At 66.3% G+C, this 20190-nt stretch carries 18 protein-coding genes; 12 read left to right on the forward strand and 6 right to left on the reverse strand.

Going from position 1 to position 20190, the window contains the following annotated elements:
* Nucleotides 1-86 precede the first annotated feature (86 nt).
* Nucleotides 87-749, reverse strand: coding sequence for a DUF4097 family beta strand repeat-containing protein (locus tag CSC74_RS07635; protein WP_162313858.1), 663 nt, complete (start codon nt 747-749; stop codon nt 87-89).
* A 243-nt stretch (nt 750-992) separates the two neighbouring features.
* On the opposite strand from CSC74_RS07635, the gene gpmI reads away from it, so the two are divergent.
* From gpmI to CSC74_RS07650, 3 genes are all read left to right on the forward strand, one after another.
* Nucleotides 993-2555 (forward strand): 2,3-bisphosphoglycerate-independent phosphoglycerate mutase, encoded by a 1563-nt coding sequence (gpmI, locus tag CSC74_RS07640; RefSeq protein ID WP_246193046.1) that lies wholly within the window; start codon nt 993-995, stop codon nt 2553-2555.
* Nucleotides 2552-3811, forward strand: a complete 1260-nt coding sequence (locus CSC74_RS07645; RefSeq protein WP_162313859.1) for a murein hydrolase activator EnvC family protein — start codon at nt 2552-2554, stop codon at nt 3809-3811. The genes gpmI and CSC74_RS07645 overlap by 4 nt, the downstream gene beginning before the upstream one ends.
* A gap of 176 nt (nt 3812-3987) precedes the next feature.
* Nucleotides 3988-5304 (forward strand): S41 family peptidase, encoded by a 1317-nt coding sequence (locus tag CSC74_RS07650; protein ID WP_162313860.1) that lies wholly within the window; start codon nt 3988-3990, stop codon nt 5302-5304.
* Nucleotides 5305-5425: 121 nt separating this feature from the next.
* Here CSC74_RS07650 and CSC74_RS07655 read toward each other — a convergent pair whose 3' ends face one another.
* Both CSC74_RS07655 and CSC74_RS07660 read right to left on the reverse strand, forming a co-directional pair.
* Complete coding sequence (locus tag CSC74_RS07655) at nt 5426-5746, reverse strand: DUF1820 family protein (protein ID WP_162313861.1); 321 nt, start codon at nt 5744-5746, stop codon at nt 5426-5428.
* A 160-nt stretch (nt 5747-5906) separates the two neighbouring features.
* Entirely contained in the window at nt 5907-6599 is a 693-nt protein-coding gene (locus CSC74_RS07660) for a rhomboid family intramembrane serine protease (RefSeq protein WP_162313862.1), read from the reverse strand.
* A gap of 238 nt (nt 6600-6837) precedes the next feature.
* Here CSC74_RS07660 and CSC74_RS07665 point away from each other — a divergent pair, with 238 nt between their 5' ends.
* Nucleotides 6838-8217, forward strand: a complete 1380-nt coding sequence (locus tag CSC74_RS07665) for an OmpP1/FadL family transporter (RefSeq protein WP_162313863.1) — start codon at nt 6838-6840, stop codon at nt 8215-8217.
* A 65-nt stretch (nt 8218-8282) separates the two neighbouring features.
* Here CSC74_RS07665 and CSC74_RS07670 read toward each other — a convergent pair whose 3' ends face one another.
* Complete coding sequence (locus CSC74_RS07670) at nt 8283-9440, reverse strand: GGDEF domain-containing protein (protein ID WP_162313864.1); 1158 nt, start codon at nt 9438-9440, stop codon at nt 8283-8285.
* 300 nt (nt 9441-9740) lie between these two features.
* A complete protein-coding gene (gene putA, locus CSC74_RS07675) occupies nt 9741-13049 on the reverse strand; it encodes a bifunctional proline dehydrogenase/L-glutamate gamma-semialdehyde dehydrogenase PutA (RefSeq protein WP_162313865.1) in 3309 nt (1102 codons plus the stop codon).
* Nucleotides 13050-13323: 274 nt separating this feature from the next.
* On the opposite strand from putA, the gene CSC74_RS07680 reads away from it, so the two are divergent.
* From CSC74_RS07680 to map, 7 genes are all read left to right on the forward strand, one after another.
* A complete protein-coding gene (locus CSC74_RS07680; RefSeq protein ID WP_162313866.1) occupies nt 13324-13812 on the forward strand; it encodes a DUF2244 domain-containing protein in 489 nt (162 codons plus the stop codon).
* A gap of 19 nt (nt 13813-13831) precedes the next feature.
* On the forward strand, nt 13832-14764 hold the full coding sequence (gene coxB, locus CSC74_RS07685; RefSeq protein WP_162313867.1) for a cytochrome c oxidase subunit II: 933 nt from the start codon (nt 13832-13834) through the stop codon (nt 14762-14764).
* Between the two features lie 80 nt (nt 14765-14844).
* Nucleotides 14845-16455: a cytochrome c oxidase subunit I gene (gene ctaD / locus CSC74_RS07690; RefSeq protein WP_162313868.1), complete on the forward strand. Its 1611-nt coding sequence runs from the start codon at nt 14845-14847 to the stop codon at nt 16453-16455.
* A gap of 20 nt (nt 16456-16475) precedes the next feature.
* The gene (locus CSC74_RS17645) at nt 16476-16610 is read left to right on the forward strand and encodes a hypothetical protein (protein WP_281349728.1); all 135 of its coding nucleotides are present in this window, start codon (nt 16476-16478) and stop codon (nt 16608-16610) included.
* On the forward strand, nt 16607-17185 hold the full coding sequence (locus CSC74_RS07695) for a cytochrome c oxidase assembly protein (RefSeq protein ID WP_162313869.1): 579 nt from the start codon (nt 16607-16609) through the stop codon (nt 17183-17185). The genes CSC74_RS17645 and CSC74_RS07695 overlap by 4 nt, the downstream gene beginning before the upstream one ends.
* Before the next feature lie 58 nt (nt 17186-17243).
* Complete coding sequence (locus tag CSC74_RS07700; RefSeq protein ID WP_162313870.1) at nt 17244-18122, forward strand: cytochrome c oxidase subunit 3; 879 nt, start codon at nt 17244-17246, stop codon at nt 18120-18122.
* A gap of 101 nt (nt 18123-18223) precedes the next feature.
* Nucleotides 18224-18970 carry a type I methionyl aminopeptidase gene (map, locus tag CSC74_RS07705; RefSeq protein WP_162313871.1) on the forward strand — a complete coding sequence of 249 codons (747 nt, stop codon included), beginning with the start codon at nt 18224-18226 and terminating at the stop codon, nt 18968-18970.
* Between the two features lie 187 nt (nt 18971-19157).
* On the opposite strand, the gene CSC74_RS07710 is transcribed toward map, so the two are convergent.
* The gene (locus CSC74_RS07710) at nt 19158-19376 is read right to left on the reverse strand and encodes a twin transmembrane helix small protein (RefSeq protein ID WP_162313872.1); all 219 of its coding nucleotides are present in this window, start codon (nt 19374-19376) and stop codon (nt 19158-19160) included.
* 54 nt (nt 19377-19430) lie between these two features.
* Between CSC74_RS07710 and CSC74_RS07715 the strand changes: the two genes are divergently transcribed.
* Nucleotides 19431-20144 (forward strand): SURF1 family protein, encoded by a 714-nt coding sequence (locus CSC74_RS07715; RefSeq protein ID WP_162313873.1) that lies wholly within the window; start codon nt 19431-19433, stop codon nt 20142-20144.
* The last annotated feature ends 46 nt before the right edge of the window (nt 20145-20190 follow it).

The raw sequence follows: 20190 nt of genomic DNA on the forward strand, positions 1-20190 counted from the left end.
ACGTGCTTGTTCCAACGCGCCGGTTCCAGCGTACCGATCCCGGCGCGATGCGCTTCGCCTTCATCAGGCGAAGCGCAAGGGTCGCATCACTCGGCCGGTGCGGTCGGGGTGTCGAAGCTCTGCGCGGTGGCGCCGGTCACCGCGCCGATGCGCGCGGTCTTGTGTACGTACAGCTTGACCGCGCGCTCGAACACCAGCGGGCCTTCGACCACCGCGTTGGGGCCGATGACGATACGCGGATCGCGCTTGGGCTCGATGTTGAATACGCCATGCGATTTCTGCACCCGCAGGCCGCCGGCGACATGCGAATCGACCCCCACGGTCACGTCGCCGCGCACGGTTTCGATGCCGCCGCCGAGCTGGGTCGCGACCAGGCCGATCGCGCCATTCACGGTTTCCACGCCATCCTTCACCTTGCCGCCGCGGTCAACGAAGATGCTGCCGTTGACGGTCTCGATGCCGCCATTGACGGTGACGTCGCGTTCCAGCTTGATGCCGCCGTTGACCGTTTCCAGTTTTCCGGTAACGGCCTTCCCGCCGACGCTGATGCCGCCGTTGACGGTACCGGCACTGTCGGTGGTCGCGCCGCTGGCGATGTGGATGCTGCCGTTGACGGTTTCCAGATCGCCGTAGGTCTGGCCGGATTCGGTGTGGATGCCGCCATTGACCTTGGAGATGTCCTCGGCAGCGAAGACGTTGCCGGCACTCAGGGCCAGGGCGATGAACAGGGCGGTGCGGATGGGGGACATGGGCGGATTCCTGTCTGGGTGGTACGGAGTGGGATGCGCGGGAAGCGGGCAGGGTTTAGAGCTGTAGGAGGGATTCTGCCCGATGCTTCCGGGCGCAGGAGCGACGTGAGTCGCGAAGGTGAACTCCTTGCTATGTTTCCTTCGCGACTCACGTCGCTCCTGCGTCAGGTCGCGATCGCATCATGCTTCGCTACAATCGTCACCTGCCTTAAGTCACTCCCCTGCATTTACCGGAGCCCTGCCGTGCCCGCATCCCCCGCGCGTCCCAAGCCTGTCGTCCTGCTGATCCTCGATGGCTGGGGTTATCGCGAGGAGACCGCCGACAATGCGGTCGCACAGGCCACGTTGCCGAACTGGCGACGGCTGCTGGCCACTGCCCCCCACACGTTGATCCATACCGAAGGCCGCCACGTGGGCCTGCCGGACGGGCAGATGGGCAATTCCGAGGTCGGGCACATGAACCTGGGCGCCGGCCGCATCGTCTACCAGGATCTGACCCGGATCGATGCGGCGATCGAGGATGGCAGCTTCTTCGACAACGCTGAGTTGGTAGGCGCCTGCGACGACGCCAAAGGCGGCGGGCGTACGCTGCATGTCTTCGGCCTGTTGTCGCCGGGCGGCGTGCACAGCCACGAAAACCAGATCTTCGCCATGCTCGAGCTGGCCAGGCGCCGCGGCGTCGCGCGCGTGGCGGTGCATGCCTTCCTGGATGGACGCGACACCCCGCCGCGCTCGGCCGAAGCCAGCCTGGCCGCACTGCGCGAGCTGTGCGGAAAGTTGGGCAACGCGCAAATCGCCACGGTCAGCGGTCGTTATTACGCGATGGATCGCGACCAGCGCTGGGACCGCCTGCGCCTGGCCTGGGATGCCATCGTCGAAGCGAAGAGCAAACATCATGCCGCCGACGCTTCATCCGCCCTGCGCGATGCCTATGCGCGCGGGGAGAACGATGAATTCGTGCTGCCGACCGTGATCGGAGGTGCGCAGGCGATGCAGGACGGCGATGCGGTGGTGTTCATGAACTTCCGCGCCGATCGCGCGCGCCAGCTCACTGCCGCCTTCGTCTCACCCGCCTTCGAGGGCTTCGGCGAATCAGGCGGCGGCGCGCGCCGGCCGAAGTTTTCGCGTTTCGTCTGCCTGACCGAATACGACGCGAAGCTGCCGGCTGCGGTCGCGTTCGCCCCGGACGATCTGCGCCATACCCTGGGCGAACTGCTCGCCGAGGCCGGCCTGGCCCAGTTGCGCATCGCCGAGACGGAAAAATACGCGCACGTGACTTTCTTCTTCAGCGGCGGCCGCGAAACGCCTTTCGCCGGCGAAGAGCGCATCCTCGTCCCCAGCCCCAAGGTCGCCACCTACGATCTGCAGCCGGCGATGAGCCTGCCGGAACTGACCGCGAGGCTCGTCGACGCCATCGCCTCGGATCGCTTCGACGCGATCGTCTGCAACATCGCCAATCCGGACATGGTCGGCCACAGCGGCGACCTGCAGGCCGCGATCCTCGCCGCGCAGGCGGTGGACATCGCCATCGGCGCGGTCGATGCGGCGGTGCGGGCGCGGCACGGCGCGCTGATCGTCACCGCCGACCACGGCAACCTGGAGATGATGCGCGACCCGGTCACCGGGCAGCCGCATACCGCGCACACGGTCGGTCCGGTGCCGCTGGTCTATGTCGGCGAGCGCGACAACGCTTCTTTGCGAAGCGGAGGCGCCTTGCGCGACGTGGCGCCGACCTTGCTCGACCTGCTCGGACTGCCGCAGCCCGCGGAAATGACCGGCCGCAGCCTGTTCGATGCCGCCGGATGACCCATCGTTTCGCCACTTTCTGCGTCGTACTAGCGTTCGCCTTCGCGGCGACCGCTCCCGCGCCTGCGCAGAGCCAGCGCGAAGCCGAGAAGAAACTGCAGCGCTTGCGCGGCGAACTGAAGGACATCGCCCGCGAACGCCGCAAACTGGAGGATGCGCGCGGCGAAGCGGCGCGCAAGCTGCGCGAGGCCGACGAGCAGGTCGGAAAGTCCAGCCGCTCCCTCGATGAAACCGAGGCCGCGCTGCAGCGCGAGGAAGCCGCGCTGGCGCAGCTGCAGCAACAACGCGACGACATGCGCCAGCGCCTGGCCGGGCAACGCCAGCAATTGACCGCCCTGGTCCGCGCGTCCTACCAGACGGGCAGCGATGCACCTTTGAAGGTGTTGCTGTCGCAGGATCGCGTGGCCGATGCCAATCGGATGCTGGCCTATCATCGCTACCTGCAGGGCGATCGCGCGCGCCGGATCGCCACGCTCGGCACCGAACTGAAGGCGCTGGACGAGGTGGAACGCGATATCGCCGCGCGCCGCACGCAACTGGCCGCGACCCGCAAGCAGCAACTGGCCAAGGTCGATACGCTGGCCAGGGACCGCAAGGCCAACGCCGCGCTGACCGCGGACCTGGACAAGCGTTACCAGGACCGCAGCGCGCGCGCAAAAGCCCTGGGCGAGGATGCGCGTTCGCTGGAAACCTTGCTCGCCAACCTGCGCGCCGCGGCCGCACGAGCCGAAGCCGAACGCCGGGCCGAAGCGAAGCGCGGCGCCGCTGAGCGGGCCGCCGAGAAAAAAGCCGCGGCCGCGCGCCCGCCCGGCAGCAAGCCGCCCTCTTCGAATACCAGCCCGCGTCCCGCCGTGGCCAACGCGCCCGCGCTGAAGGTCGGCGGCCTGGGCTGGCCGCTGTCGGGCAGCCTGCTGGCCCGTTTCGGCGGGCGCATGCCCGACGGGCGCAGCAGTTCGGGCGTGCTGATCGGCGCGCCCACCGGGAGCACGGTCACCGCGGTGGCCGACGGCAGTGTGGTCTTCTCCGAATGGATGACCGGTTACGGCCTGATCCTGATCATCGACCACGGCAACGGCTACATGAGCCTGTATGCGCACAACGAAAGCCTGCTGCGCGATGCCGGCGACAAGGTCAAGCGCGGCGACGCGGTGGCCAAGGTCGGCACTTCGGGAGGACAGGGCATCCCGGCGCTGTATTTCGAACTGCGCCGCAATGGCCAGCCGGTCGATCCGTCCTCATGGCTGCAACGGCGCTGAGCCCGCTTCCGCGCCCGCCCCTCCCACAAAAGTCCTCCCACAAAAACCAGGCGATCCGCACGTTACGACGCGGGTCAGTCAGCGAACGCGGTTTTACGGCGCCTTCCCGCATAATCCGCCGAAACTTCGCGCCACGGCGCGGAGTCGATCATTCGAAGTCTTCCCGGAGCGATTGCATGCGTTTGCCCTTGGCCCTGTTGTTCGCATTGTTCTGCCTGCCCGCCTTCGCCCAGGACGCGGCCAAGGACGAGCCTGAAGTCGCTTCCAGCGACGATCCCGATGCCGCGGAAACCGCGCCTTCGAAAGTGCCGCTGGACGAGATCCGCCGCTACGTGGCGGTGTTCAACGCGGTCAGGGACGCCTATGTCGAACCGGTCGACGACAAGAAGCTGATGCATTCGGCGATCCGCGGCCTGCTGCTGGACCTGGATCCGCACAGCACCTATTTCGACAAGGAAGACGCCGACGCCTTCGACGAGCAGGCCACCGGCGCCTACGACGGCGTGGGCGTGGAATTGCTGCAGCAGCCGGACAACACCTTGCGGGTGATCGCGCCGATCGACGGCACGCCCGCGGCCAAGGCCGGGATCAAGTCCGGCGACGTGATCGTGGCCATCGACGGCAAGCCGATCAGCGGCGAGGACGGCATGGAACCGCTGCGCGGCGCGCCCGGCACCAAGCTGACCCTGAGCGTGTTGCGCGAAGGCAAGGCCAAGCCCTTCGACATCATCCTGACCCGCGAGACCATCCGCGTGGCCAGCGTGACCGAGCGGATGCTGGAACCCGGCTACGGCTACATCCGCATCAGCGCTTTCCAGGCCGATACCGGCGCCGCATTCCAGCAGGCCCTGGACAAACTGCAGGCCGCGGGAAAATTGAGCGGTCTGGTCCTGGACCTGCGCAGCAATCCGGGGGGGCTGCTGACGTCGGCGGTGCAAGTCGCCGACGACCTGCTGGACAAGGGCACCATCGTCAGCACCCGCGGCCGCATCGCGGTCAGCGATGCCAAGTTCGACGCCACTCCCGGCGACCGCCTGAAAGGCGCGCCGCTGGTGGTGCTGGTGGATGCGGGTTCGGCCAGCGCGGCCGAGGTGCTGGCCGGCGCCTTGCGCGACAACAATCGTGCGCGCGTGGTCGGCAGCCGCACCTTCGGCAAGGGTTCGGTGCAGACCGTGCTGCCGCTGGACAACGGCGACTCGGTCAAGCTCACCACCGCGCGCTATTACACGCCAAGCGGCAAGTCGATCCAGGCCAGCGGCATCGTCCCCGACGTGGTCCTGCATGCGGAAGTGCAGAAGGACGCGGAGCCGGAGAGCGGCATCGACTACAGCGAGGCCACGCTTCCCGGCCACTTGCGCGGCGACGACGAAGGCGCCGAAGGCTACAGCGCCGGCGAAGTGCTGGACGGCGACAAGCCGATCGCCGCCGCGTTGGCGGAATTGAAGAAGAAGGTTCCCGTCACCACCCAGGCGACCGCTGCCGCCAAACCCTGATCCGGCCGGTGTAGCGGCGTCCCGGCGCGAGCTTTCGACGACCCGGCAATGCCATGCACGCAGTTGGCATCAACGCATGCGCAGGAACTCGCGCCGGGACGGCGCCTCCCACGTGGGGCTGCTAGCGTGGTTTCGCCGGCAACGGAAACGGCGTGACCACGCGCTCGCCGCTTTCGGCGTCGCGGATCACCGACTGGCCTTTGCGCTCCACTTCCTCGATGCGCACGATGCTCTGCATCGGCAGGTGCAGGACCTTGGTGCCTGCGAATTCGTCGCGCAGGCGCTCCTCGGTGGGGTCGACCACGATCCCGTCGTGCACGTCGAACACCAGTTCGCCCACCTCGGTGAAGCCCCACAGGCTGCTGGCGGCGACATGGCGGCCATACAGCTCGTAGATCTTGCCGTGGTTGAGGAAGGTGATCTTGTAGAGGGATTTGGCCATGTGCGGATTATAGGGCGGTGGGGTCGCCCGCTTCGCGGGCTGCGAAGTCGTGGGCCGCGCCCACTGTGAATGGCGAAGTTAAAGCGATCCAGTTCCTCGCAGGCCGCGAAGCGGCCGACTTCACCCCTCGCAGCTTGCGCAGCAAGCGACTTCCCGGCCTTCAATACCCTTGCCGCTTGCGCAACCTGCGCGCGATCGCCGCACGCACCAACAGCGCGAACACCACCCCGAACAGGAAGCCGGCGATGTGCGCCGACCATGCCACCGCGCCGAAGGCCGGGCCTATGTAGGCGAAGATCACCTGCAGCAGCGCCCAGATGCCGATCAGCAGCGAGGCCGGCGCCTTGACGAACTCCAGGAACAATCCCAACGGCAGGACCACCCCCAGCTTGGCCCGCGGGAACAGGGCCAGGTAGGCGCCGATCACCGCCGACACCGCGCCGCTGGCGCCGATGATCACCCGGTCGGGGGCGCCGATGGACAGCGCCGCGGCCAGGTTGGAGAACGCGCCGCCGAGCAGGAACAGGATCAGGAACCGCCACGGGCCCATGGTCCGTTCGGCCGGCAGGCCGAAGATCAGCAGGAACACAAGGTTGCCCAGCAGGTGGGCCCAGTCCGCATGCAGGAACAAGGCCGTGAACAGCCGCGAGGCGCTGCCGTCGCGCAATGCCGCCATCCACGCTTCGGGCGTGGACAGGCCACCGGACAAGGCGCCCCATTCCAGCAGCAGACTGCCATGCGCCGGTTCCGGCCGCGTCGCCGCCCACAGGAAGGCCAGCCACAGGGCCGCGAACAGAAGTGGGGTGGCCCAGCGCAAGGTGGGCTTTCTACGGGATGGCAGGGAAACGAACATGAGGGGGAATTTACCGGGTTTGGCCCGCCAGGACGGTGCCAGACCCAAGTCAGGTCGATGAACCCAAGGCTAACCAGCTCGGACTCAAGTTGTTAGTGTTTGGTTATGCGCTGAAGTTATACTACGTACGGCGTCGTATGTCGGGAGGGAATTCCGGCACGTGGTCTTGGGGCGAAACCCGCTCTTATAAGCAACGGCGCATATGAACTTCCCCACGTCTTTCCGGAGTAGACACACCATGGAATTCACCAAGAACGCAACCCGCATCACGGCGCTCGCACTCGGCATCGCCGGCGCGCTTGCCTGTGGCCATGCCCAGGCCTCGGCCTTCCAGCTGAAGGAAAACAGCGTCAAGGCCCAGGGCCGCGCGATGGCCGGTTCGGCTTCGGCCAAGGGCGATGCCTCGGTCGTGGTCAACAACCCGGCCGTCATGTCCACCTTCACCGAAAAGACGGTGCAGGCCGATGTCACCGCGATCGACCTTTCGTTCCAGTTCAGCGGTGGCGGCTCGGCCGCGGCCGGAAGCCCGTTGCAGCGTCCGCTGGTCGGCGGCGACGGCGGTGAGGCCGGCGGCGTGACTCCGGTGCCCGCGATGTCCTTCGTCCTGCCGCTCAGCGACCGTTTCGAGTACCTGACCCTGGGCGCCATGGTCAGCGCGCCGTTCGGCCTGAAGACCGATTACGACAGCGACTGGGTCGGCCGTTACCACGCGTTGAAATCCGACGTGAAGCTCATCGACCTGACGCTGGCGGCCTCGCTCGAACTGAGCGACAGCTTCTCGGTCGGCCTGGGCGCGGTGTACGAGCGCGCGGACGTGACCCTGTCCAACGCGGTCGACTTCGGTTCGGCCATTTGCCGCATCAACATCGCCGCCTGCATCACCCCGAACCCGGTGGCTGCCCCCTATGGTCCGCAGAAGAACGACGGCACCGCCCAGATCCACGGCACCAACAATGGGCTGGGCTGGATCTTCGGCTTGAACTGGCGTCCGACCGACAGCCTGTCGTTCGGTTATTCGCACCGTTCGGAAATCGACCATGAACTGCGCGGTTCGGCCAAGTTCGATGTCCCGGCCAGCGTCCGCGCGCTGATCGGAAACTCCGTGTACCTGCCGACCGATGGCGGTGGCGCCGACCTGACCACTCCGGCCATCGATACCTTCAGCGGCACCTGGCAGACCAACGACAAGCTGAGCCTGATGGCGGAAGTGTCGCGTACCGACTGGAGCTCGCTGAAGGAAATCCGCATCGAGTTCGACAACCCGCTGCAGGCCGATGCGGCCGAAGACTACAACTGGAAGGAAAGCTGGTTCTACTCCCTGGGCGGCGAGTACGCGTTCAACGACAAGTTCACCTTCCGCGCCGGCGTGGCCCGCGACGACTCCCCGGTGAGCCGTCCGTACCGCACCCCGCGCATGCCCGACCAGGACCGCATGTGGTATTCGCTGGGCCTGACCTGGAAGGCGACGGACAACTTCGAACTGAGCGGCGTCTACACCAAGATCGACCTGGTCGATACGCCGGAAGTCGACATCCTGTCCTCGAGCGGCTCGCGCCTGGTGGGCGAATTCGACGGCGGCGCCGACCTGTACGGCATTTCGGCGCAGTACCGCTTCTGATCGCGGACACACGGAAAACGGAAAACCCCGCTGCGGCGGGGTTTTTCATGCCTGTGCTCCGCGCTTCAGGGCTGCAGCGCGCGCATCTGCACCTGGTTGCGGCCCAGGTGCTTGGCCTCGTACAGGGCCTGGTCGGCGATGCGCATCAGCGCCGGGAAAGGTTGCGGTCCGGCCGAGGTACCCACGCCCAGGCTGACCGTCACGCGCAAGGCAGGGCCGTGCGGCGCGAATTCGAGCGCCTCGACCTCCGCGCGGATGCGTTCGGCCATGCGCCTGGCGCTGTCGGCGCTGCTGCCGGGCAGCACCACCACGAATTCCTCGCCACCGAGGCGTGCGAACAGGTCTTCGCCGCGGATGCAGCTGCGCACGGCTTCCGAGAACCGTTGCAGCACCTGGTCGCCGGCCTCGTGCCCGTGCCGGTCGTTGATGGCCTTGAAATGATCCAGGTCCAGCGCGACCACCGCCAGTCCGTCGCCCGCCGGCATCGATCCGCCCCGCGCGCGCAGTTCGCTGTGCAGACCACGGCGGTTGAGGGCGCCGGTCAGCGGGTCGTACAGGGCGCTCAGGCGCAGGGATTCGCCGGCGCGGAAGCTGGTCAGCATCAGCATGCAGAAGTTGAGCAGGAACCAGATCGAGAGATCCAGGTTGACCCAGGCATCGTTGGGGCCGTATTCGCCGGTGAAGGCGTTGAGCAGGTCGCGCCCGTACAGCACCAGCAACACCGCGCAACCCAGCAGCATCAGCCGCGCGGGCAGATGGTCCGGCGCCGTGTTGAGTTTCAGCAGGTGGCTGATCACCACCACCAGCATCAGCACTTCGGCCGCGCTCATCGCCGCGCCCTGGGCGTCGACGGTTCCCCAGAAGATCCAGCCGACCAGCGAGAACCCGAGGCATAACGGCATCAACGCCCATTCCCAGCGGCTCAATGCCCGCTGGCGGACGAACTGCACGATCGACCATGCCAGTCCGGCCAGGCCGCCACAGGCGAGCAGGCCGCCGATGCCCGCGGTCCAGTAGGCCAAGTGCAGGTCGCCGGAACGGGTCAGTTCCTGGCTGGTGCCATCGAGCATGGCCGCGCCCAGCGAATACAGCAGGTGGGCCACCCCCCAGGTGGCGATTCCGCGCAGGCCACGCGAGTTGCGCTGCACATACCAGAACAGCACCAGCAACAGCACGGCCAGGGCGCAGTCGCTGAGCAGCAGGTTGTAGAAATCGGTGGTCATCGCCGGATATTAACGGCCAACGCGCCCCGCCACCCCGGCCATTGGGCATGGCCGGCTTCCATCAGGCCATGCGGACAAATCTCGTACATATCGCGTCGGCCGCCATAGGCCATCGACGCTCAGGATCGTAGGGCGGGCCTTGGCCCGCCGCTCTTCCTTCCGGCGCCAGCACAACCTGGTTGTCTGACCGGTTCGACCGCAGGAGCGAAGTCTCCTTGGAGGATGTCGCGCCGCATAGATCGTGCCTTCGCGACTCACGTCGCTCCTACGGCAGGACCCGTCCCGCAGGAAGGCGGCTTGCTAGTCGCCCAGGGTCAGCAACGAGGCGTTGCCGCCCGCGGCGGTGGTATTCACGGTCACCGTCTTCTCGGTTGCGAAGCGCGGCAGGTAGTGCGGGCCGCCGGCCTTGGGGCCGGTGCCGGACAGGCCCTGGCCGCCGAACGGCTGCACCCCGACCACCGCGCCGATCTGGTTGCGGTTGACGTAGACATTGCCGACCTTGACCCGCGCGGCGATGCGGTCGATGGTTTCGTCGATGCGCGAATGCACGCCCAGGGTCAGGCCGTAGCCGGTGGCGTTGATCGCGTCGATGACCTTGTCCAGGTCCTCGCCTTTCCAGCGCAGCACGTGCAGCGCGGGACCGAAGACTTCCTTCTGCAACTGGTCCAGCGAATGCAGTTCCCAGGCGCCGGGCGCGAAGTAGGTGCCGTGCGCCACCGACGCGTCGGCATGCGCGCGCTTGATCGGCTTGGCTTCCCGGTCCATGCGCGCGGCATGGTCTTCGAGGATCTTCAGCGCATCGGCGTCGATCACCGGGCCGACATCGGTGGACAGCAGGCCGGGATCGCCGACCCTCAGTTCGTCCATCGCCCCGGCGAGCATGCCGATCACCTTGTCGGCGATGTCTTCCTGCACGAACAGCACGCGCGCGGCCGAGCAGCGCTGGCCGGCGGAAGTGAAGGCCGAGCCGATCGCGTCCTTGACCAGTTGTTCCGGCAGGGCGGAGGAATCGGCGATGAAGGCGTTCTGGCCGCCGGTCTCGGCGATCAGCACGCCAATGGCGGCGTCGCGCGCGGCCATGGCGCGGTTGATCGCGCGGGCGGTGTCGGTGGAACCGGTGAAGGCCACGCCGGCCACGCGCGGATCCCTGGTCAATGCAGCGCCGACCACGGCGCCGTCGCCGGGCAGGAACTGGACCACATTTTCCGGCACGCCGGCTTCATGCAGCAGCTTCACCGCGGCATGGCCGATCAGGTTGGTCTGTTCGGCCGGCTTGGCGATCACGCTGTTGCCTGCGGCCAGCGCCGCGGCGACCTGGCCGAGGAAAATGGCGAGCGGGAAATTCCATGGGCTGATGCACACGAACACGCCGCGACCGTGCAGTTGCAGCTCGTTGGATTCGCCGGTCGGGCCGGGCAGGCGTTCCGGCGCGCCGAACTGGGCGCGCGCCTGCGCCGCGTAATAGCGCAGGAAATCGACCGCCTCGCGCACTTCGGCGACGCCATCGGGGATGGTCTTGCCGGCTTCCTTCACGCACAGGGCGATGAATTCGGGCATGCGCGCTTCCAGCAGGCCGGCGGCATGCTCGAGGATCGTGGCGCGGCCGGCGGCCGGGGTACGGTCCCAGCCCGGTTGCGCGGCGACCGCATTGTGCAGCGCCTTCTCGACGATGGCGCTGTCGGCGGCATGCCATTCGCCCACCACCTGGCGGCGGTCGGCCGGGTTGGTCACCGGCAGCGCGCGCGTGGACAGTACCGCGCCCGGCACCAGCGGCGCGGCGCGCCAGCCATGCGGGCCGGCTTGCGTGAAGGCGTCGTTGATCTGCTCGGCGAGTGCGCGCAGGTCCTGGTCGTTGGCGAGGTTGGCGCCCATGGAATTCTTCCTGTCGGTGCTCAGGCTCGGCGCCTGGTTCTGGAAAAGTTGCACCGGCAACGGGATGCGCGGGTGCGGAATGGAATCGAACCCGGACACGGTTTCGACCGGGTCGCGGATCAGATCGTCGATGGCCACGTTTTCGTCGGTGATGCGGTTGACGAAACTGGAGTTGGCGCCGTTCTCGAGCAGGCGCCGGACCAGGTAGGGCAGCAGGTCCTCGTGCGAGCCGACCGGCGCGTACACCCGGCAGGGAATGCCGAGGCGGTCGGCCGGGACCACTTCGGCATACAGGTCGTCGCCCATGCCGTGCAGTTTCTGGAATTCGAAAGGCGAGGAACGAGTGGAGAGGAACGAGGAACGAGAGGTATCCACCGCCGCTCCCGCTTCTACTCGCTCCTCGTTCCTCGTTTCTCGTTTCTCCAGCAATACCGAGGCCATCTGGCGAATCGCCGCGATCGTCTGTGCGTTATGCGTGGCGAACATCGGATACAGCGCGTCGATATTGGCGAACATCCGTCGCGCGTTGGCCAGGTAGGACACGTCAGTGTTGGGCTTGCGCGTGAACACCGGATAGCCCGGGTGGCCTTCGACCTGCGCGCGCTTCACTTCCGCGTCCCAGTACGCACCCTTGACCAGGCGCACCGGCATGCGCCGGCCGGCCCGGCGGGCCAGGTCGGCGAGGAAATCGAGCACCCAGGGCGTGCGCTTCTGGTAGGCCTGCACGGCCAGGCCGTAGCCTTCCCAGCCCTCCAGCGACTTGTCGGAGAAAGTGGCCTCGATCAGGTCCAGCGACAGCTCCAGGCGGTCGGCTTCCTCGGCGTCGATGGTGAAGCCGATGGCGTACGACCTGGCCAGTTGCGCCAGCTCGAGGATCCCGGGGGCGAGTTCGGCCATCACCCGTTCGCGCTTGGCGTGTTCGTAGCGCGGGTGCAGGGCGGAGAGCTTGATCGAGATGCTGGGGGCGGCGAATACGTCGGCGAACGGGCCGGTCTTGCCGATCGCGTGGATGGCCTTGCGGTAGGCCTCGAGGTAGCGCGCGGCATCCTTCGAAGTCAGCGCGCCTTCGCCGAGCATGTCGAAGGAATAACGGTAACTGGCGTTGTCGCCCTTGCGCGACCGGGCCAGCGCTTCGGCGATCGTCCGGCCCATCACGAACTGGTGGCCCATGATGCGCATGGCCTGACGCACGGCCAGGCGGATCACCGGCTCGCCCACGCGGCCGACCAGGCGCTTGAAAGCGCCGCGCACATCGTGGCGGGTCAGGTCGTTCAGGCTGACCAGCTTGCCGGTCAGCATCAGGCCCCAGGTCGAGGCGTTGACCAGCACCGAGTCGCTTTCGCCCATGTGCTTCTTCCAGTCCGCGTCGCCCAGCTTGTCGCGGATCAGCTTGTCGGCGGTGTCCTGGTCGGGGATGCGCAGCAGCGCCTCGGCCACGCACATCAGCAGCACGCCTTCCTCGCTGCCCAGGTCGTACTGGCGCATGAAGGCCTCGATCGCGCCCTGATCCTGGGCGCGGGCGCGGACCCGGGTCACCAGATCCGCGGCCAGTGCCTGGGCGGCGGCCTGGTCCGCGGCGGGCAGGCGCGCCTGCTCCAGCAGATCGCGCACGTGTTCGGTTTCGTCGCGCATCCAGGCCGCGGTGATGGCCTGGCGCAGGGGGGACGGTTCGCCCGGGAGCTCGGGGGCAATGAGATCCGCAGGAGGGGTGACGGCGGCGGGCGAGGGAATCGACATGCTGGTCGCGGGACTCGGAAGCGAAGCCCGATAGTTTAGGGCTACCGGGCTGGCCGGGATACTGTCGAATCTTGCGCTGATGCCCTCTGTTTCTGCAGATAATGCGGATCCCGTCGCGACCCTGGCCAGGGTCGGGATACAGACGCGAAAGCGCCTTGTGGCTTCGCTTGGCGAGGTGTTGGACGGTGTCGGCGGAATCGCCGAAGCTTGCCGCTAACTGTGGCGAGGGCTACCATTTAGCGGTTTTCCGCGGCCTCGCAGCGAGGTTGGCGACGTGATCGAGGTGGTTCCGTCTTTCCCCGACGGGCGTAGCGCGCGGCTCCGGCTGCGACCGCCCCGGGCACTGACGGCCCGCCAGTTCGTGGCGCTGTTCGCCGTGCTGGCGGGGGCGATGTGGCTGGTGGCAAGCATGGGTTGGCTGGCCGGCAATGTCTTCGCGCCGGCCTTCGCCCTGCTGCACAGCGCGATCCTGGCGGCCGCGCTGCGCTGGTTGTGGCGCAGCGGCGATCGCGACGAGTGCATCACCATCGGTCCGGAGGTGGTGGAGGTCAGCCGCACCGCGCCGGCGGGAGTGCAGGCGCAAGCGGTATTCCGGGCGCATCCTTATTGGGTGCGATTGGGTATCGAAGAGGATGGCGAAAGGATTTCGCTGGCTTCCAGTGGCAGGCGGGTCGAGGTGGGCAACTTCCTCGGGCCGGCCGAACGCCGGGAGCTGGCAGGGCAGTTGCAGGTTCTACTGGCGGCCGCAAGCCGCTACCGATGACGCACATAGGGTCTAGGCAATGACGCAAGCGAAAGGTTTCTTCAAGCGGGTCACGTGGTCGATGGGTGCGGCCTGCGCATCGATGTTGGCGCCGGCCCTGGCCTGGGCGCAATCCGCCGATCCCAAGCCCTGGCAGCTCAACATGGGCCGCGGCGTCACCTCGTCGGCCAACCACGCCTACGACGCGCACATGTTCGCGCTGTGGGTCTGCGTGGTGATCGGCGTCATCGTGTTCGGCGCGATGGGCTACGCGATGTTCAAGTTCCGCAAGTCCAAGGGCGCGGTCGCGGCGAAGTTCACCCACAACACCACCGCCGAGGTCATCTGGACGGTGATCCCGATCATCATCCTGGTGGTGATGGCGTGGCCGGCCACGGCCAAGCTGATCGCCATGTACGACACCCGCGATTCCGAGATGACGGTGAAGGTCACCGGCTACCAGTGGATGTGGAAGTACGAATACCTGGGCGAGGAGGTCGCGTTCACCAGCCGCCTGGACCGCGAATCCGATCGCGTCCGCCAGAGCGGCGTACAGCCGACGATCGCTGCCAACCCGCATTACCTGCTCGACGTCGACAATGAACTGGTGCTGCCGGTCAACACCAAGATCCGTTTCGTGATCACCGCCGACGACGTGATCCACGCCTGGTGGGTGCCGGCGCTGGGCTGGAAGCAGGATGCGATCCCCGGGATCATCAACGAGGCCTGGACCGACATCCAGACCCCGGGCATCTACCGCGGCCAGTGCGCCGAACTATGCGGCAAGGACCACGGCTTCATGCCGATCGTGGTGCGCGCGGTGCCGAAGGAAGAATTCAGGCAGTGGCTGGCTTCGAAGAAGCCGGCCGCGGCGCCGGCGCCGCCAGTCGAAGCCGCGCCTGCCGCAAGCCCGGCTGAAGCCGCGCCGGTCGAGGCCGCCCCCGAACCCGCCCCCGAGCCGACCGAGGCCTGATCGTCGTCGAACCGACGCCGTTTCCGCCCACGCCAGTCCGCATTCGCCAGTCCGCATCCGATATTCCGAGGTAACACCCCATGGCCCATTCCGCAGTCGATCACCACGAAGATCACGGCCACAAGCAAGGCTTCGTCGAGCGTTGGTTCTTCTCCACCAACCACAAGGACATCGGCACGCTGTACCTGATCTTCAGCTTCATCATGTTCATCATCGGCGCGGGCATGTCGGTGGTGATCCGCGCCGAGCTGATGACCCCGGGCCTGCAGTACGTGAAGCCCGAGTTCTTCAACCAGATGACTTCGGTGCATGCGCTGGTGATGATCTTCGGCGGGATCATGCCGGCCTTCGTCGGCCTGGCCAACTGGATGATCCCGCTGCAGGTCGGCGCGCCCGACATGGCCTTGCCGCGGATGAACAACTGGTCGTTCTGGATCCTGCCGTTCGCCTTCACCCTGTTGCTGCTGACCCTGTTCCTGCCGGGCGGCGCTCCGGCCGGCGGCTGGACCCTGTATCCGCCGCTGTCGCTGCAGGGCGGCTACAACCTGGCCTTCACCATCTTCGCCATCCACATGATGGGCGTCAGCTCGATCATGGGCGCGATCAACATCATCGCCACGGTGCTGAACATGCGCGCGCCGGGCATGGACCTGTTGAAGATGCCGATCTTCAGCTGGACCTGGCTGATCACCGCGTTCCTGCTGATCGCGGTGATGCCGGTGCTGGCCGGCGCGGTGACCATGCTGCTGACCGACAAGTTCTTCGGGACGAGCTTCTTCAATGCGGCCGGTGGCGGCGACCCGGTGATGTACCAGCACATCTTCTGGTTCTTCGGCCACCCGGAGGTCTACATCATGATCCTGCCGGCGTTCGGCATCGCCAGCGAGATCATCCCGACCTTCAGCCGCAAGCCGCTGTTCGGCTACCAGGCCATGGTCTACGCCACCGCGTCGATCGCGTTCCTGTCGTTCATCGTCTGGGCCCACCACATGTTCACGGTGGGCATGCCGCTGGGCGGCGAGATCTACTTCATGTTCGCGACCATGCTGATCGCGATCCCCACCGGGGTGAAGGTGTTCAACTGGGTCAGCACCATGTGGCGCGGCTCGCTGACCTTCGAGACGCCGATGCTGTGGGCGATCGCCTTCGTGATCCTGTTCTCCATCGGCGGTTTCTCCGGATTGATGCTGGCCATCGTGCCGGCCGACTTCCAGTACCACGACACCTATTTCGTGGTCGCGCATTTCCACTACGTGCTGGTCACCGGCGCGCTGTTCGGCATCATCGCCGCGGTCTATTACTGGTGGCCGAAGTGGTCGGGCCGCATGTACAGCGAGTTCTGGGGCAAGTTCCACTTCTGGTGGACCATGGTCTTCGTCAACCTGCTGTTCTTCCCGCAGCACTTCCTGGGCCTGGCCGGCATGCCGCGCCGCATCCCCGATTACAACCCGGTGTTCGCGGACTGGAACATGGTCAGCTCGATCGGCGCGTTCGGCATGTTCGTCACCCCGTTCCTGATGGCCGCGATCCTGTTGAGCTCGCTGCGCAGCGGGGCCAAGGCCGAAGCGCGCGCCTGGGAAGGCGCCAAGGGCCTGGAGTGGACCGTGCCGTCGCCGGCGCCGCACCACACCTTCACCACGCCGCCGGTGATCCGTCCGGGCGACCTGGCCCACGACGACGTGAGCCACTGATCCGGGAGGGATGATCCGAGATGAGCGATCCGATCCGCCCCGTCGATGATTCCGCCGTGCGCCGCAAGCGCGCGGCGCGTACCGCGCTGGTCGTGGGCGGCATCGCGCTGTTGATCTACATCGGCTTCATCCTGTCCGGCGTCGTCGCGACATGAGCGCGGGCAAGTCCAACTCCGCGGGCATGCTGAAACTGATCGGCGTGTCGCTGGCCGCGTTCGCCTTCACCTTCTCGCTGGTGCCGCTGTACCGCATCGCCTGCGAGAAGGTCTTCGGCATCCGCCTGGAGCAGGGCCCCGGCGAAGCCAGGGCCGCGGCGCTGGCGCCGAAGGCGCGCACCGTCACCGTGCAGTTCGACGGCGGGGTGAACTCGAAGCTGCCGTGGGCGTTCCATCCGGAGCAGCTGACCATGCAGGTCGTTCCCGGTGAATTGAACGAGGCGAAGTATTTCGCCCGCAACGACAGCGCGCGCGCCATCGTCGGCAGCGCGGTGCCCTCGGTGGCGCCGTCGCGCGCTTCGGGCTACTTCACCAAGACCGAGTGCTTCTGCTTCACCGCCCAGACCCTGCAGGCCGGCGAAAGCCGCGACATGCCGGTGCGTTTCATCGTCGATCCGAATCTGCCCGCGGACATCGGCACCATCACCCTGTCCTACACCTTCTTCAAGAACGAGGCCCTGACCACTCAGCTGGGTGGGGCCAAGACCTCGTCCTCGCCGCTCGCGGCACCGTAACTCCAATCGAAGCAAATATCGCACTCTCCACCGGATCAGCAACAGGAAAGATTCCGCCATGGCCCAATCGCATTCGCCGGACGCCAACGTCTACTACGTACCGCACCACAGCAAGTGGCCGTTCGTGGGTTCCATCGCCATGTTCACCACCATGCTCGGCGTGGCCAGCTGGCTCAATGAAACGGCTTGGGGCAAGTGGACGTTCTTCGCCGGTCTCTTCATGTTGTGCGCCACGCTGTTCATGTGGTTCGGCGACGTGATCCGCGAATCGGTCACCGGCAACTACAACAAGCAGGTGGACGTGTCGTTCCGCATGGGCATGGTCTGGTTCATCTTTTCCGAAGTCATGTTCTTCGGCGCGTTCTTCGGTGCGCTGTTCTATGCGCGCAACCTGGCGCTGCCGTGGCTGGGCGGTGCCGGCGATGGGGTGATGACCAATGCGCTGTTGTGGGAAGGCTTCAGCGCGGCCTGGCCGACCAGCGGCCCGGGCCAGGTCGGTGGCGCCTTCCAGACCATTCCGGCCTGGGGCCTGCCGCTGGTCAACACGCTGATCCTGTTGAGCTCCGGCGTGACCCTGACCATCGCCCACCACGCGCTGAAGGCCGCCAACCGCAAGCAGATACTGATCTGGCTGGGCCTGACCGTGATCCTGGGCGGCCTGTTCCTGACCTTCCAGGCCGAGGAATACATCCATGCCTACAAGGAACTGAACCTCACGCTGGGTTCGGGCATCTACGGCTCCACCTTCTTCATGCTCACCGGCTTCCACGGCGCGCACGTGTTCCTGGGCACGCTGATGCTGGCGATCATGTGGCTGCGCGTGGCCAAGGGCCACTTCAGCAAGGACAACCATTTCGCCTTCGAGGCCGCCGCGTGGTACTGGCACTTCGTCGACGTGGTCTGGCTGGGCTTGTTCCTGTTCGTTTACGTGCTGTAAGCGCAACGGAAGAAAAGCGGAACGTCCGCCGCATCCGTGCAAGCGAGACCCCGCCGGTAACGGCGCCACCGGTTTTCTTGCTGGCTTACGGAGGAATCTAAATGACGATCGAAACGGATGAGGACGTCGCAGGACTTCAGCGAATCGGCGGTATAGTCTCGTTGATACTCCAGCGAATGCTTGAATCAGCAGCCCCTGGAATGACGACCCGGGACCTCGACCGGATCGGCGAACGGCTCCTGGCAGAATACGGCGCACGATCCGCGCCGAAGCTGACATACGGCTTTCCTGGCGCGACCTGTATCAGCATCAACGAACAGGCAGCGCACGGCATTCCCGGAGACCGGATCATCCAGGCTGGAGATGTCCTCAACGTGGATGTGTCGGCGGAGCTGGGCGGATACTTCGCCGATACCGGCGGTACCACGGTAATACTGCCGACCACTCCGCTGAAGACCCGCCTGTGCCACGCCACCCGCATTGCGTTGACTGAAGCGATGAAGAACGCCAGGGCCGGGCTGCCCATCAACGGAATCGGTGCTGCCATCGAGCGTACCGCGAAGAAATACGGTTTCAGGGTTATCGAGAATCTTGGCAGCCACGGCGTCGGCCGGGCGCTGCACGAGGAGCCGGAGCATATTCCCGGGTACTTCGATCCCTCTGATCAACGAATCCTGGAAGAAGGCATGGTCATCACCATAGAGCCATTTCTGTCCACGAAAAGCCGGGTCGTCGCGGAAGAAGCGGATGGTTGGACGCTTTCGGGTGCGAAAGGAAACCTGTCCGCGCAGTACGAGCACACCATGATCATCACGACGGGTGCGCCTTTGGTCGTCACGCGACACTGATCGGGAACGAAAGCCGGTAATTCACTTGCTGGGCGCCTGTGCCCGGGGCGATTCGATCCACCCCAAGGGCATGTACGGGCTTTCTACCGATGGGTGTGTCGAGCATCGAAAGTCCATGTGTTCATCCGGCGCTTCGCGCCGCTTATCCAGTCTCGAGAATGCCCAGCTCCATATGGGATAATGAAGATCAGCCGCCGATGCCGTGCGGCTTGATCACCCCGGTGTAGATGCCCAGCGCCACCAGCAGGATCAGCGCCACGGAAACGGCGATGCGCCGGGTCAGTGCGTTGACGGTACGCTTGCTCTGGCCCTTGTCGACCAGCAGGTAGTACAGGCCGGCGCCCAGGTTCCACAGGATCACGATCAGGAACGCGATGATCAGCAGTTTTTGCAGTGAAGGGCTCATGAGGGATACGTCCAGCGATGTGTTTCCATTATCGCAGCCACGGGTAAAGCGCGCATGAGCCGGTCGGCCGGAAAGCTGTGGATACTCGCCGCGATCGTCATCGCCCTGTTCTGCCGGGCGGGGGTGTGGCAACTGGATCGCGCCGAGCAGAAACAGGCGATGCTGGCCGAATCGCAGAAAGCACTCGCGGAGCGCAAGCCGCTGCCGTTGTCCGCGGCCGGCGATCCGGCGCGCAAGACCGCCTACGACTGGGCGGCGGGCGAGGGCCGGTTCGCGCCGGCGCCGGCGGTGCTGCTGGACAACCAGAGTCACGGGGATCGCGCCGGCATCCGTGTCTATCGGGTTTTCCTGTCCGCCGCCGCGCCGCCGTTGCTGGTCGAACTGGGCTGGCTGCCGTTGCCGGGCGACCGCAAGCTCCCCGTCATCGAAACTCCCCCGGGCCCGATCCGTGTAGCCGGCCTGCTGGCGCCGCCGCCTTCCCCGGGCATCGCCGGGTCGCAAGCCACGCCGCAGGCCGATGGCAACCTGCTGGCGATCGGGCTGGATCCCGCCGCGCTCGCGGATGCGCTGAAGGTGCCGACCCTGGCATCGCGCGTGCTCAAGCTGGATCCGGCATTGAAGCTCGGCTACGCCCGCGACCTCGACATCCTGCCCAACACCCTGCCGCCGGAACGCCACCTCGGCTATGCGGTGCAATGGTTCGGCCTGGCGATTGCGGTGCTGGTCGTCGCGCTGGTGCTGACCTTGCGCAAACGACGCCCGCGCTGAGCGGCTGCGCATGAGAAAATGCCGCACATGAATCCGAATTCCCCCG

Source organism: Pseudoxanthomonas yeongjuensis, from assembly GCF_010093345.1.
GTDB classification, from domain to species: domain Bacteria; phylum Pseudomonadota; class Gammaproteobacteria; order Xanthomonadales; family Xanthomonadaceae; genus Pseudoxanthomonas_A; species Pseudoxanthomonas_A yeongjuensis.